The 14,894-nt window shown below is 45.8% G+C and carries 8 protein-coding genes; 2 read left to right on the top strand and 6 right to left on the bottom strand.

All coding sequences use genetic code 11. The features are described 5' to 3' along the window. Positions 1 to 236: 236 nt before the first annotated feature. The 6 genes from H6F77_RS00235 to H6F77_RS00210 all read right to left on the bottom strand — a co-directional run bounded on the left by H6F77_RS00235 (position 237) and on the right by H6F77_RS00210 (position 11,445). Positions 237 to 7,223 (bottom strand): PAS domain S-box protein, encoded by a 6,987-nt coding sequence (locus H6F77_RS00235; protein WP_190484093.1) that lies wholly within the window; start codon positions 7,221 to 7,223, stop codon positions 237 to 239. A 429-nt stretch (positions 7,224 to 7,652) separates the two neighbouring features. Continuing rightward, positions 7,653 to 8,912, bottom strand: coding sequence for an alpha-L-fucosidase (locus H6F77_RS00230; protein WP_190484091.1), 1,260 nt, complete (start codon positions 8,910 to 8,912; stop codon positions 7,653 to 7,655). 266 nt (positions 8,913 to 9,178) lie between these two features. Continuing rightward, positions 9,179 to 10,327, bottom strand: coding sequence for a WD40 repeat domain-containing protein (locus H6F77_RS00225; protein WP_190484089.1), 1,149 nt, complete (start codon positions 10,325 to 10,327; stop codon positions 9,179 to 9,181). Next, on the bottom strand, positions 10,324 to 10,791 hold the full coding sequence (locus H6F77_RS00220) for a heavy metal-responsive transcriptional regulator (protein ID WP_514131580.1): 468 nt from the start codon (positions 10,789 to 10,791) through the stop codon (positions 10,324 to 10,326). Before H6F77_RS00220 ends, H6F77_RS00225 begins: the two co-directional genes overlap by 4 nt. Further along, positions 10,763 to 11,056: a hypothetical protein gene (locus tag H6F77_RS00215; RefSeq protein ID WP_190484087.1), complete on the bottom strand. Its 294-nt coding sequence runs from the start codon at positions 11,054 to 11,056 to the stop codon at positions 10,763 to 10,765. The genes H6F77_RS00220 and H6F77_RS00215 overlap by 29 nt, the downstream gene beginning before the upstream one ends. Before the next feature lie 215 nt (positions 11,057 to 11,271). Then, positions 11,272 to 11,445, bottom strand: coding sequence for a CAB/ELIP/HLIP family chlorophyll-binding protein (locus H6F77_RS00210; protein ID WP_190484085.1), 174 nt, complete (start codon positions 11,443 to 11,445; stop codon positions 11,272 to 11,274). 188 nt (positions 11,446 to 11,633) lie between these two features. Here H6F77_RS00210 and ald point away from each other — a divergent pair, with 188 nt between their 5' ends. Beyond that, the gene (ald, locus tag H6F77_RS00205) at positions 11,634 to 12,722 is read left to right on the top strand and encodes an alanine dehydrogenase (protein ID WP_190484280.1); all 1,089 of its coding nucleotides are present in this window, start codon (positions 11,634 to 11,636) and stop codon (positions 12,720 to 12,722) included. A gap of 117 nt (positions 12,723 to 12,839) precedes the next feature. Then, entirely contained in the window at positions 12,840 to 14,672 is a 1,833-nt protein-coding gene (locus H6F77_RS00200) for a serine/threonine protein kinase (protein ID WP_190484083.1), read from the top strand. Positions 14,673 to 14,894: the final 222 nt, after the last annotated feature.

Genomic DNA, 14,894 nt, shown 5'->3' with positions numbered 1-14,894 from the left:
TCTCTACAACACTACCGAGAGGGCATAATATGGCTCAACGACTCAAAAGCTGGGAATCACCCCGGCGCCAGGGTAGAAACGATAAGGGTCGAGGCGGTTCCGCAAGGGCTAGACAGCTCAGAAAGCAACAACAAATGCTGCGGAAGAAGCTAAAAGACCAGGGCACAACCGAAAATAACAAAAATAAAGAGAGAGGGGATGAAAAATTCCCTCTCTTTTTTTATGCTCAGTTTAGATTAGGTTTCGGGTTGGAAAATTGGGATTTCAATCCAGAACTCAGCACCATTACCAGGTTGTGACGAACATTTCAAAACACCACCATGTTTCTCAACGACAATTTGATAGCTGATGGATAAACCCAAACCAGTGCCCTTACCGACAGGCTTGGTAGTGAAGAACGGGTCAAACAGGCGCGATCGCACCGCCTCCGTCATTCCTGGCCCATTGTCCCCAATCCGAATTAAAACGCGGTCTTGATCTTTAAGTTCAGTATGAATAGCGATCGCTCTCGGCGCTGGTTGGTTCTCCAACGCATCAATGGCATTGTTGAGGATATTCATAAAAACCTGATTGATCTGCCCTGCATAGCAATCCACTTGGGGCAAGTTGCCATAGTATTTCACCACTTCAATGGCAGAATTGCTCCCGTTTGCTTTTAGCCGATTTTGCAATATCAGCAGACTATTATCAATTCCCTCGTGGATGTCTACCGCTTTCATATCCGCTTCATCCAGGCGGGAGAAGTTGCGTAGCGACAGAACAATCTGACGGATGCGGTCTGTCCCCATCTTCATCGAAGTCAAAATTTTGGGGAGGTCTATCACTAGAAAATCGAGATCGATAGCTTCAGTTTCATGTTTAATTTCAGGGACTGGGTTGGGATAGTTCTGTTGGTAAAGGTGGAGGAGATTGAGTAAGTCTAGGGTGTATTCGTTTACGTGGGTAAGATTGCCATGAATGAAGTTAACAGGGTTGTTAATTTCGTGAGCAACACCAGCGACCATTTGACCAAGACTCGACATTTTTTCGCTTTGAATTAGCTGCGCTTGGGTTTGTTGCAACTGTTGCAAAGCAAGCTGGCGCTGTTGTGCTTGGTCTTGAGCAAGACGTGCCGCTTCTTGGGACTGCGTGTAGAGTTCAGCTTGGAAAAGCGCGATCGCCAGTTGGTCAATTACCGCTTGCAGTAATTCCACTTCCGAGTCAATCCAAGACCTAGAACCACTATGATGCCCGCACTTGAGTATACCAATCTCACCAGAAGACGTTTTAATAGGCAGCGCCAGAATAGCTGTGTAACCCTTAACGGTATAGAATTCCTGTTCGGCAGCATCAGTAGCAGTCGCAAGATCTTCAACTTTTAAGATTTCCAGATTGGTGAACTTCTGAGTTACCAAACTTGCTGGGGCGGGGTATTGGCCTAGAAAGCTGGGCGCACTGGGAATCTTGGCTTCTTTCACTACATCCCAGATAAGTTTCTGTGGCGATTGCCGATACCAAACAAACAAGCATCGGTCAATCTGCAACAAACTGCGGATCTCTTGCACAACAGTTTCCAGGATAGTATCAACATCTAGCGAGTTGCGGATATCCCTGGACAAACGGTTCAGCAGTGCCTCTCGTTGGGCGAGTTGCCTAAATCGTGCTTCCGACTGCCGCAACGCCTCCTCCGCTTGTTTGCGCTTAACGCCCAGCGCAATCTCATCCGCTGCAAATTCTAGCGCCCTGAGAGTAGCTTCCGTAAGCGGTTTACGCGCAAACATGGCAATCACCCCTAAAATCTGTCCTTCAATAATCAGGGGATAACCAGCGAAGGAGATCAAACCCTCTCTTTTTGCCCAATCTTTATCGCCAACACGAGGATCGTCGATGACACAGTTGCTCAGGTGGGGTTCGCCCTGTTGGGCAATCAGGCCAATCTTAAATTGACCTACAGGCACGCGGCTGTGAGAGCCATCAAGATGGGTGTACATTCCCGCACTAGCTTGCAACTCTAGTACGTTTTCCTTGCTGTTGAGCGTCCAGATGCGAGCAAAGGCGGCATCGATATGTTGGACGACAGCCTCGGTGCAGCGTTGGAGAATGCCTTGCAAGCGATCGCTCTGAGTAAGAGCAGTATCTACATCCGCGCGAAATGCGGCTAGGCGGGCTTTCTGGGCTAAAGCTTCTTCTGCTTGCTTGCGCTCAGTTACGTCTACGCCAATGCCCCAAGTAGCCCATCTGGGAATGGGGAATTCCTCGGATATATTCGACCATGCAATTGTTTTGATACTTCCATCTTTAGCTGTAATCTCCCATTCCCAATTACGGTAATTATTGCCAAGTTCAGCCCATACGGCCAGCATTGATGTGCGATAGGCAGGATCTGGATACACCAATTCCATTGCTTTGGGATTGCCAACCATCTCAAACTCACTGTAGCCTGTAACCCTTTCACACTCGCGGTTCCAGACAGTGATGTTTCCGTCTGCCTCGAATGCAGTCATCATAACTGGCATATTCTCAAGAATCTGGCGCAATTGTTCTTCCCGCTGCCGCAACGCCTCCTCTGCCTGTTTGCGATCGCTAATATTTTGCGCTAATACCATTCCTGCAAAGATTTCACCTTGCTTATTAGTAAGGGGAAGCGTTTGCAATAAATAAACGCCATTGTCATAAGGAATTTCAGAAACCGTCGTATTGCCAGCCAGTGCAGCGCGATACATCGGCTCGACATTTTCACAGGTTTCAGGGGGAAAAGCTTCCCAAAGGGTCTTCCCTTCCATTAATTCCTTTGAAAGCCCGAATTCGGCTAATTCGATGCCATCCGCCAGTATGTAACGTAAGTCAGCATCGAATAAAGCAACCGAACCATTGGGCAAATTGCGGGCGAGGGCGCGGTAGAGTTCTTCGCTTTGCCGCACGGCTTCTTCTGCCTGTTTGCGATCGCTGATGTCTAGCCCTACCCCCAATAGCTTAATGACCTGGCCCTGTGAGTTCAATATCGGCTGCCCTTTGGAGAACATATATGCGATCGAACCGTCAGGTCTTAGGCTCCGGTGGTCAAATTCATAAGGTTTGCCTTCTGTAATTGCCAAATTTATTGCTTGGGCAAAAACTTCTCGGTCTTCGGGATGAATTTTTTGCAGTAATTCTTCATATGTCGGTACGGCTTGGGTTGGTTCCATCCCCCAAACGCGGAACAGTTCCTCTGACCAAGTAATTTCTCCAGTGGCGAGATCGAATTCCCAACTACCGATGTGGGCGACTTTTTGAGCTTCTGCCAGCCTCGCTTCGCTTTGTCGTAATGCTGCTTCGGCTTGTTTAGCAGGTGTGATGTCGCGGGCTATGGTTGAGAGAAATTCCACAACTCCGTTTTCGTCTTTGTGAGACATTATGACTTGCGAGACTGGAATCTCGGTGCCATTGCGGTATTGCAAAGCAGTCTCGCCACTCCACACTCCGTCTTTGATCGCAGCAGGTATGCCGTATGCCAGCATAACTTCGGCTGCACTAGGGGCACAAAACTCAGCGATATGTTTGGTTGAGATATCTTCATCTTCACCAATCCCTAACATTTTTCGACCTGCGCGGTTAATGTAGAGTACGTTGCCTTGGGAGTCAGCAGTGCCTACAAGATCGGGTGTTGCTTCTAAAATTCCGGTCAACCTTGCCTGAATTTTCTCGGCTTGTTTGCGCTGTGTGATGTCTGAAGTCAGACCATCCATGCGGATAGCAGTACCGTTCTCGTCATAAATCAGCCATGCACGGCTGTAAACCCAGCGCACTTGGCCATCCGTTCGGATAATGCGGTACTCTATTTCACCGCTACCCTCTTCCATAACCCTGTGGTTGTATTCAATGGCGCGATCGCGGTCTTCTGGATGAATGACTTCCAGCCAGAGGTCGGAGTTGTCGAAGAATTCCGAGGAGGGGCGACCATAAAGCTTATCAACAATTTGGTTCATGAACAGCACCTCAAAAGTGGTTGCTGAAATAGACCAGACCAAATCTTGTAAGGAATTTAGGATGCTGTTGAGCCGTACTTCGCTTCGGCGCAAAGCCACTTCGGCGTGCTTGCGCTCGGTGATATCATGCATCGCCGTTACAGCACCCAGTTTTTTCCCCTGAGCATCGAAGATTGGCTGTCCGCTTGCAAGTAGGGTGCGCGTTTTTCCATGCTTAGGGGCAATTACCATTTCTACGTTCCGAATCGCTTCTCCCTGAAACGCCCGAAACAATGGGATATCTGCCATTGACATTAATGTTTTCTTGTCGGGCAAATACAAATCAAAGTGTTGCGCCCACTCGCTGGGAGGTAGCGATTCTTCTGGTAAGCCATGAAACTCTCGCGTGGACTGATTAAATAGAGTTAATCCCCCATTTTCATCACACGCCACAATACCAACTTCCAAAGTATTGAGCAGTGCCTTTAAAAATTCTCGTTCTTTTTGTAAAGCTGCTTCTGCTTGTTTGCGATCGCTTATGTCCCGCGCAATGCCAATCAGACCCATGACCTTTCCTTCTTTGTCGCGGTAAACGCTTTTTGTTGAAAGATATGTCCGCATACTATCTGTGGCTTGGACAAGTTCTTCTAAGGTCTGAGAAACTCCGGTTCTCAAGATTGTGTTGTCAGTTTCCCTAACTTGAGATACTACTTCCGGCGGAACCAACTCGCAGTCCTTCTTACCAATTATTTCCTCTACAGGTTTTCCAAATACAAGGGCAGTCGCCGAGTTTAGCAATACATAGCGACCCTGAATATCCTTCACAAAAATGGGATCGGGCGTCCCTTCTATAACGCATTGCAAGAGGCTATAACTTTTTTCCAGCTCTTCTTTAGCTTGTTTAAGCTCTTCCTCTGCCTGCTGGCGATTGGCCATTTCGTCTTCTAGTCTTTGGATCGCATTTCTTAACTCAGCGGTGCGCTCTTCAACTCGGACTTCTAAGGTTTCATTCGCCTGTTTTAATACTTGTTCTGCCAACTTGCGTTCGGTGATATCCTCAGCAACTTTGACAAAATGCGTGATTTCCTGTTGCTCGTTGAAAACTGGGTAAACAGACGCCATTTCCCAATAATATTCCCCGTTCTTTTTCTTGTTATAAAATTCTCCTCGCCACTCGCCACCAGCGCTAATTGTATTCCATAACTCTTGTACTTCTTCTGGCGATTGTTCGCCCAATATGGCGGCATTAGTCCCAATTACTTCTTCATAAGTTAAACCAGTCATCTGGATTAACCTGGGATTGGCATATTCAACAAAACCGTTGCGATCGGTAATCAAAACCATGCTGGGGCTTTGTTCAACAGCGCGATGCAGCTTGCGGAGTTCCTCCATAGTCCGCTTGCGATCGCTGATATTCATAAAGGTGACAACCGCACCTTCGAGCGCCTCACCGTTGCGGATCGGATAAGACGAATATTCGGCAGGGAAACAAGTTCCGTCCCGCCGCCATAAAACTTCGCTGTCCACGCGGCAACTTCTTCCCTTGTCAAAAGCACAAAAGATAGGACAGTCACAAAAGTGATAAGACGAGCCATCAATGCGAGTGTGATGGATTAACTCGTGCATATTTTTGCCTATGAGTTCTTCTGGCTGATATCCCAGCATCTGAGCTGCTGCTTTGTTAATTAAAGTGCAGCATCCTTCTAAATCAATTCCGTAGATACCTTCGCCTGTTGATTCCAGCAGTAATTTGATGCGATCGCCTAATTCCAACTGCTCTTTTTCCGTCCGCTTGCGTTCGGTTATGTCAGTTGCTATACCGCAAACTGCGTAGGGAACTCCGGCAGAATCGTAGAGAGGAAACTTGATCGAAATGTAAGTGTGTAAGCCGTCGTCTTGAGGTACAATTTCTTCCGACTCTAGAGCAGTTCCGGCCTCTAGTACCTTGCGATCGTTTATTTGAAATGTGTCAGCCATCTCATGGGGGAAGATATCGTAGTCTGTCTTGCCCTTGATTTCTTCTGAATTTACCTCGAACAGGGTTGTGTATCGCTTGTTAGCCAGAATGTATCGCCCTTGAGAGTCTTTGACGAAGATGACTGCTGGAGAATTATCCACGATAGCTTGTACCAGCGTTTTGCTCTCTTGCAGCGCTTCTTCTGCTTGCTTGCGCGAGCTAATGTCGGTAATTGTGCCAACGTAACCCGTAACTTTTCCATCGTTCGCTTTCTGGGCTACTGCCTGACCAAATACCCAGGTTGTACCGTTAAGATGCAAGAAGCGATACTCTGAGTGAAATGCTAAGTTTTCTCGGACAGCTTGGTTCCATTGTGCAAAGACGCGATCGCGATCTTCGGGATGTATAGCTTGTAACCAACCTTCTCCTAATGCATCTTGAAGAGAAGATCCGGCGATCGCGCACCATTGCTCGTTTACATACAAACAGCACCCCAACGCATCAGTGTGAAATATTCCCACCGGAGATACTTCTGTTAAAGCTTGATATCGCTTTTCGCTCTCTTGCAGCGCCTGTTCCACCTGTTTGCGTTCGGTAATGTCAATACACGAGCCGATGTAACCAGCAAAGCTGCGATCCGGCATTAACCGAGGAGTTCCTGAATCCAAAATCCAGCGATACTCTCCGTCAGCGCGTCGGAGACGATACTCCATGCGAAACGCTTCACGGGCATCAAACGCAGTAATGTAAGTATTTAAACAAAGCCGCAAATCCTCGGGATGAACACCTTGAGTCCAACCGTTACCCATCTCTTCTTCCAGCGTTCGTCCGGTAAATTCCAGCCAGACTTTATTCAAATACGAACACTGCTTATCGGTACCAGCCGCCCAAATCATTACGGGGGCTGTATCTGCCACGATCCGAAATCTTTCTTCGCTCTCTAAAAGCGCTGCTTGTGCTTGCTTTCGCTCTGTAATGTCACGAGCCAATCCATGAATCGCACCTCTTTCGGTCAATTGTGCTGCTGTCCACAGCAGCCACTTATACGAGCCGTCTTTGCACAAGTAGCGATTTTCAAAGGAGATTGTGGTTATACCTACCGTCAGCTTCTCGGCGAGGTCGATTGTTGCTTCCCGATCTTCGGGGTGTACCCACTCAATTAACGGTTTTGCTAATAGCTCTTCTAAACTAAAGCCCAGGGTTTTTTCCCAGGCTGGGTTCAGGTGCTTGAAATAGCCATCTAAGCCGAGGCTACAAAGAAGATCTAGGGAGAAATTTGAAAAACCTTCCTCCACCCACCCGTAACCTGTAACGCTATCTACTGCGACGGTATCAGCAACCATCTTTTTTCCTCCCTCAATTTTTATCTCTTTGGGTAGAAGGCTTCTCTTTATATTTCCCTTTTAAGCCACAAGTATTTAGTTTTACGCTCAGAGTTAATAATCTTTAATAACCCTTTATACAAAACATAGGAAAATTTAAAGTTTTCAGGCAACAGATGTGTATAGGTTGGGTACAAGACTATAGGATTTACTAAGTGAATCCACTTAGCTTGACAGTTGATCTGTAAACTAAATTTTAAGAAACTAAAAATTTTACGTCCGTTGTCGCGCCGACACCTAAACTATAGCGGTTATAACTTTCATTTATAGAATTATCGATAGAGGCAAAAAATTTTCTACCCATAAATCATATTGCACCGAATTGAGAATCGCTATATTGTTTCGGCTTTAGTTAGTGAGTAGGCTTCAATGAGAAAAACAAATGCGACCTTATAAAGCTGCATCCGCTGGAGTGAAATCAATAGCGATCGCCGTTGCGTAAGGGTCGATCGCTGATTCTGGGACTTGTATCGTTAACTCACCCAGAGGATCTGAATTAGTAAACGAGTCCATAATCCCACAGCGAGTACTATAGTTTAGTTCCATTCTGTTAGCCAAAACTTGCACAGATTTGATTCTTTTAATTGGTACGCCGCGAACAGAAATGGTTTCATAAGGCTTCATCAATAAATGGAGATAAACTCTATTTCCCCTTCGCGTGGAAGTCCCGTAAAATTGCCAAGGCTCCAATCCCGGACTGGTGCCAATGATACTTTCTTGATTAGCAGACAGCCAGGTTTCCACTACTGCCAGACGTTCTAGTAATTCTGGCTGAATTTGGCCATCTCCCATCGGGCTGGCATTTAGTAACAGATTGCCGCCTTTCCCCGCTACTTCGCACAAAGTATGAATTAACTGACGCGCTGATTTAAAGTTAGTATCAGCCGGGTTATATCCCCAACTTTCGTTAATTGTCATGCACGTTTCCCATGCACGATCGGGCGGTTGGGGTGGGATAAATTGCTCTGGCGTATCGAAGTCACCAAAACCAGGCAATCTGTCATTAATTAGAATATCTGGCTGCAAAGAGCGAATCATTTCATTGAGTGCTGCTGTCTGCCATTGTTCTGGCGATCGCTCCCAGCCCCCATCAAACCAGATAATATCAATTTTGCCGTAATTCGTCAGTAACTCCCGCACTTGTGCAAACATAAATTGAACGAATCGCTGCCACTGTTCGGGCGTTGGCTGACGATGTTGACCAAAAACGTAAGGCTTGTCAGCTTCAGTGAAGGCGGGATAATCGGGGTGATGCCAGTCAATCAATGAAAAATACAAGCCAATGCGAATACCATTTTCGCGCATCGCATCAATAAATTCCCTGACAATATCTTTGCCGTAGGGGGAATTTTGAATAGAAAAGTCTGACTGCTGGGTGTGGAACATCGCAAAGCCATCGTGGTGCTTAGTCGTCAAAATGGCATATTGAATTCCCAAGCGCTTAGCTAGACGCGCCCACTCTTGAGGATTGTATTTTTGCGGATTAAATGTTTTTCCTGTACTGTGATATTCGTCAACGGGGATATTGCTACAGAAGGGAAGGCTAAAAACACCACCTACTAGAGGCCATGATAATTCGCAGCCACGTTGAGAACTATGTCCCCAATGTACAAACATCCCAAAACGGGCGGTGTCAAACCATGTTTTCATAAGCTTTATCAGCCAGTTAGCGCAGGAAGGGGATAAAAACCAGCCTACATGATAGCGATCGCTTATACCATTTTGGATTTTGGATTTTGGATTTGAAACGCTTTACCACGAGGGAATTTTAGGAATTCCAATGTAGCCAGATTAAACCCAAATGGTATTAAATAAGCTCTGACTTATAAAGTAATTATTAAAAAGTTAGAATATATTGCCCTGTTTACCCCAAATTATGCTCTACAAACCGCGATTTTAGTAATGCTTGGAATTTATTACAAGTGCGCTTGATAATCTCGTGGTTTATAAGAGTCAATTCGCCAAATATTAATCGTCTTGTCAAGGCTGCCGCTTGCGAGGGTACTTCCATCGGGACTAAATGCAACCGATTCCACCCAGTCCGAATGTGCAGAAAGTTTGGCAATTAGCTGCCCAGTCCTCAAGTTCCAAAGCCGGACGCCATCGCGGCTTGCACTGGCTAGAGTTTGTCCATCTGGATTTATAGCGATCGCCCTTACTTCACCTGTATGTCCAGAAAGCGTATAAGAAAGTTTTCCGCTATTTAAATTCCAAACTCTAATCGTGCGATCGTAGCTGCCTGTCACCAAATTTCTACCATCGGGAGTAAAAGCAACGGTGCTAACAATACCACTATGACCCACAAAACTGCCTATTGATTTACCAGTTCGTAAATTCCAAAGTTTAACTACACCGCTTTTGTTACCGCTAGCCAAAATGTAGCCGTTAGCATTAACGGCAAGGCCATAAGTTTGATTATCGAAACGCACTAGAGTATAAAGCGGTCGCTGCGTTCTCAAATCCCATACTCTAATACCGTCCAAACCCCCCGTCACTAAATTTTGGCTATCTGGGGTAATGGCTAAAGAAAGAGTATTATTAGCATTAGCTAGAAAAGTACGGGTGTACTTGCCACTTTCCCACTTCCATAAGTTGATTGCGGCATCATCGCTACAGCTAGCTAAAGTTTGCCCATCTGGGCTTAAAGCTAGGGCAATAACAGCAGTTCTATGCGCCCGGAGGCTATCAATTTCTCTACCAGTTTTGAGCCACCAAAGTTTAATTTTGCCATCATTGTAACTGCCACCGCTGATCAACATTTTCCCATCAGGACTAAAGACTAGGGAATCAATTGCTCCGTTATGACCCTTAAGCGTGCGGACGAGTTCAACATTTTGCAAGTCGTCATCTAAGGATGGCAAATGATTTTGACTTGACTTTAATCTGGGGCTTAAAGATTGGTTCCTCTGTGGAGATGCGAGGTTTGAATCTTTGGGGAATTGCAAGTTTAAAGCAGACGGAGGTTGTCCGCCTAGGGCATTGTTGCGGGGAATAAGAGTAGCGATCGCTATGCTCCAGGCAATTATTGCCACTAATCGGCAATGCCTAGAAGCAGAATTTTTCATAGCAAAGATTCAATATTCGGGCAAATTGTATGGGAAATGCGGTGAGGCGGGGGTTGCTCTTGCCAACCTGAGAGTAACCCGTTTAGCTCATCGCGCAGGATTTCTAAGGCTTCAATTTGTTCGTTGATTGCTGCTACTTTAACCTCTAGGCGCTCTTTAACAGCACCGCATGGTAAAAGACCGCGATCGTGGATGGCTAAAAGTTCTTGAATCTCACTTAGTCGGAGTCCAAGAGATTGCGATCGCTTGATAAATGCCAGTCGATTGAGTACCTGAGTGCTAAAGAGACGATAGCCTGATTCAGCGCGTTTCACTGCTGGTGATAAAAGGCCCATCTCTTCGTAGTAGCGAATAGTTTTGACAGGCAAACCACTAGCGGCAGCAACTTCGCCGATTTTTATCCATCCACCTACACTAGAAGTAACCATCAAGTTATTAACGCGGTCGGTTTCGCGATTCAGCACTCAACGTAGGTAAAGCTGGGCGCGACGATTGGGCAGGGAGATAGCGTGTAGGGGCTTGAGGGAGGGGTTCATCTTGCGATCTCTGGACAAGCCACCAACGCATAGCGATCGCTACTCCTACCGTACCCAATCCCACTGTAAGCAACGACCACCGTTGATCGACTCCGCCTATTACTGCATCTACTGCTCCAACAATTACTACAAAGCTAGAAATTTGCTCTTTACGATATGCTGACTTCAACAATTTAGACCAGGAAGCATTCATCACGATTTGCTCAGTTCCGTTTAGTCTTTTATCTAATTTTAGGTTATCTCATCTGTACCGCCAGTTGGGTACTGCGGACTGGGGAGACGCGATAAATCCGCGTCTCTACAATAGTGGGGGCTTGTGGCTGGAAACTATAAACTCAAAAAACGAAGCTAAGAACTCTTTTCCTCAATCCCCAATCCCCTTTCCGGTCAAATCCAACAGTTGCGAGCCTATTTTAACCCCAGCCAGGATAATAACCCTTTATCTGTGACGTATTCAATAATCAGCGTCAGGGCAAAGCCAATCATGGCAGCGCGACCGTTCAAGCGCTCTGCATAGTCATTAAAGCCAAATTTCGGTTCTTCCAGTTTGGGAGTGGTCGTAGGTTGGATTTGTGTTGTCATATTTGGCAAGCAAGCTTATCTATAATATTTACATTTTGTTACTTTACAGCGCAACGTGCAACTGTTTAGGTTAAGGATTGAGACTTGGAAACAGGTTTAAGGTTCGCTTGCGGGGGCGATCGCTGCAACTTTTGCTCAGGATATTGCACCATAAAATTAGGCAGACCATCAGTGAGCAAGAAAAAAACATGGAAATTGGCGTTCCCAAGGAAACTAAAGACCAGGAATTTCGCGTCGGGTTGACTCCCAGTAGCGTGCGGGTGCTTACTGAAAACGATCATAAAGTCTTTGTAGAAACCGGGGCTGGTGCTGGTGCAGGCTTTAGTGATGAAGATTATATTCAGGCTGGGGCAAAAATTGTCAACAAAGCTAAGAACGCCTGGAGGCGAGAACTGGTTGTTAAGGTAAAAGAGCCGCTTAAGGACGAGTACAAGTTCTTAGAAAAAGAACAACTATTGTTTACTTATTTACACCTAGCGGCAGACAGAGGTTTAACCGAAAATTTGATAGATTGTGGCGTAAGCGCGATCGCTTACGAAACCGTAGAAACAGAGAAAAACACTCTCCCCCTGCTCACTCCCATGAGCGTTATTGCCGGACGCCTCGCCGTGCAGTTTGGGGCGAGGTTTCTAGAACGTCAGCAAGGAGGTCGAGGTATACTACTGGGAGGCATTCCCGGCGTCAGACCTGGTAAAGTCGTCATTTTAGGCGGCGGCGTCGTTGGAACCGAAGCAGCGCGGATGGCTGTAGGTATGGGCGCTCAAGTTCAGATTTTGGATGTTAATGTAGAGCGTTTGGCTTATCTAGAAACTTTATTTGGTTCCAGAGTTCAACTACTTTACAGTAACTCCTTACAGATTGAAGCAATTGTTCCCGAGGCAGATCTACTAATCGGTGCAGTTTTAGTCTTAGGGCGTCGCGCCCCCATCCTTGTCCGTCGCAAGCTGGTACAAAAGATGAATCCAGGTTCTGTAATTGTAGATGTTGCAGTTGACCAGGGCGGTTGTGTCGAGACAATGCACCCTACTTCTCATACCAATCCTGTTTATGTAGAGGAGGGAGTTGTGCATTATGGGGTGCCAAATATGCCAGGAGCGGTTCCTTGGACTGCAACGCAGGCGTTGAATAATAGTACATTGCCTTATGTGCTGAAGCTAGCCAATCATGGCATGAAAGCCTTAGAACTCGATCCGGCTTTGGCGAAGGGTGTAAACGTGCAGAATCATCGTATAGTTCATCCAGCAGTGCTGGAAGTATTTCCTGATTTGGCCTCGTAGACCGCTGGATTATTAGAAGACGATAGGCGATCGCATTTTCTGCACCTTGCTTGATAAGAGGAAGAGGATAGAGCGATCGCCAACTATATTAAAAATAGATTTACGCCGCAGCTAAGCATGAGCCTTTGCATTAATCCTACCTGCCCCAAAAGTTCCGATCCCGTGAATGCCAATAATGCCATTTGCCGCAACTGCGGATCGGAGTTGTTGTTGCAAAAGCGTTATCGCGTAATTAGCTTGCTTAGTCAAGATAGCGGCTTTAGTAAAGTTTACGAAGCCTTAGATCGCGGCATTCCAAAAATACTGAAAGTACTTAGAGGGGATCTTAACGTTCAGACCAAAGCAATAGAGCTATTTCAGAAAGAAGCAGAGGTATTGAGATCTCTAAAGCATCCAGGAATTCCTAAAGTTGAACCTGATGGCTACTTTACCTTTTTGCCAAGAAATAGCGAAAAGCCTTTTCATTGCTTGGTAATGGAGAAAATCGACGGCTTGAACTTAGAAGAGTGGATGAACAACCGGGATAATCGACCTATTACCCAAGAGCAAGCGATTGACTGGTTAAAGCAAATTACTCAAATTTTAGATAAAGTTCATCAACAAGATTATTTTCATCGCGATATTAAACCGCCCAACATCATGCGGCGGCATAATGGACAGTTAGTGTTAATTGATTTTGGCACGGCTAGGGAAGTAACAGGCACTTATCTGGCAAAAATCGCTAAAGTAGGCAATGTCACGAAAATTACTTCAGCAGGCTACACGCCACCAGAACAAGAAAAGGGTCATGCTGTACCGCAGTCAGATTTTTATGCGCTAGGGCGTACTTTTGTATATTTACTAACAGGGTTAAGTCCTAGCGATGGCGATATGTACGATCCTTATAACGATGAGTTACATTGGCGCAAATACGCGCCTCAAATATCGCCGCGCCTAGCGGATTTTATCGATTACCTGATGGCTCCTAAAGCGGGTAATCGACCGCAAAATACGCAGGTAATTTTGCAGCATTTGGCAGACATCGAGCGTAATTTGCACGATACGAAGGCAATTGCCAAGGTGGTGTATCAACCTCAACTTCAACCTTTGAATTATAGGCCACTAACCCCACTAAAGCGCTTACCTTCTAAGTCCAAAAATAAGTGGCTTCCCTATAGCGTAATGACGCTTTTGGGATTAGCAGGATCTCAGGTTTATCTTCATTTTGCAAATCCCCTCACGGAGCAGATTTCGATAGATGAACCCAATGGGGCAATAATACCAAGAAGCTATAACTCTTCTCCTGAGCCGCTAGAATCTATAGAAAAGTTACGTGTGGAGACGATTCCAAGCGATAATAATTCACCTGAATCGTTAGAAATTGGAGGCTATAGAGCGCTTGTAACATCGCCTTTTGGACTTTCTGTACGGGAAAATCCTTCTGCGGACTCTAATTGGATTGATGTAATTAAAAAAAATGATGTAGTCGTTGTCTTGGAAGAAAGCCTGGATAGAGAATGGCAGCGCGTGCGCCTGGAAAATGGCGGTCGAAAAGGTTGGATTAAGGCTGGTAATATTGAGCGAATAGATGGGGAATTTGCAATTAAAGGAGCTGATACTGCTCAGTTTCCCATTATAAGTGAGGATAAGGGAGTAACCTTTAAAGTGCGTTCAGTACGCAGTAAACGTACAGGTGCTTTAATTCTGGATGTAAGCCTGAAAAATGAGGGATTGCAGCCAGTACAGTTTATGTACGGTTTATTGAACGTTAGCGACGAGCGGGGGCGTCCTCTGAGTGCAAGTATAAGTGACTTACCAAATGAATTGCCCGCGACTGGTGAAGAATTTTTTGGCACGATAATTATTCAGACGGATCTAGTGGAAAGGACCACTAAAATCTCGTTGATGCTGTCCGATTACCCCGAGCAAAACATCCAATTGCAAATATCGGATATTCCAGTAGAAAGGTAAGCAATCAAGTTTAGCTACAGGATTGATTTTGTCGAAGCGCGATCGCCCTTGATTTTTGAATAGCAGCCTTGGTGTTTGAATCCTATATATTCGTTCCCAGGAGGCTTCCCAATACTTCTCGGTTAAGCCCAAAATCAGGTAAATTAACTGTTGTCCCCTAACAGGCGGTCGTAAAATCGGTGCATCTCAGAGAATTCTCGTTTATATCTCCGGTCATAGAAG

This window comes from Microcoleus sp. FACHB-831 (assembly GCF_014695585.1).
Taxonomy (GTDB): Bacteria; Cyanobacteriota; Cyanobacteriia; order Cyanobacteriales; family FACHB-T130; genus FACHB-831.
This window is presented reverse-complemented; position numbering and strand designations above follow the sequence as displayed.

Excerpts from the sequence above, each read along its gene's own strand:
- H6F77_RS00235 (WP_190484093.1), bottom strand. The coding sequence starts at position 7,223 with ATGGTTGCTGATACCGTCGCAGTAGATAGCGTTACAGGTTACGGGTGG.
- H6F77_RS00230 (WP_190484091.1), bottom strand. The coding sequence starts at position 8,912 with ATGAAAACATGGTTTGACACCGCCCGTTTTGGGATGTTTGTACATTGG.
- H6F77_RS00225 (WP_190484089.1), bottom strand. The coding sequence starts at position 10,327 with ATGAAAAATTCTGCTTCTAGGCATTGCCGATTAGTGGCAATAATTGCC.
- H6F77_RS00215 (WP_190484087.1), bottom strand. The coding sequence starts at position 11,056 with ATGAATGCTTCCTGGTCTAAATTGTTGAAGTCAGCATATCGTAAAGAG.
- H6F77_RS00210 (WP_190484085.1), bottom strand. The coding sequence starts at position 11,445 with ATGACAACACAAATCCAACCTACGACCACTCCCAAACTGGAAGAACCG.
- ald (WP_190484280.1), top strand. The coding sequence starts at position 11,634 with ATGGAAATTGGCGTTCCCAAGGAAACTAAAGACCAGGAATTTCGCGTC.
- H6F77_RS00200 (WP_190484083.1), top strand. The coding sequence starts at position 12,840 with ATGAGCCTTTGCATTAATCCTACCTGCCCCAAAAGTTCCGATCCCGTG.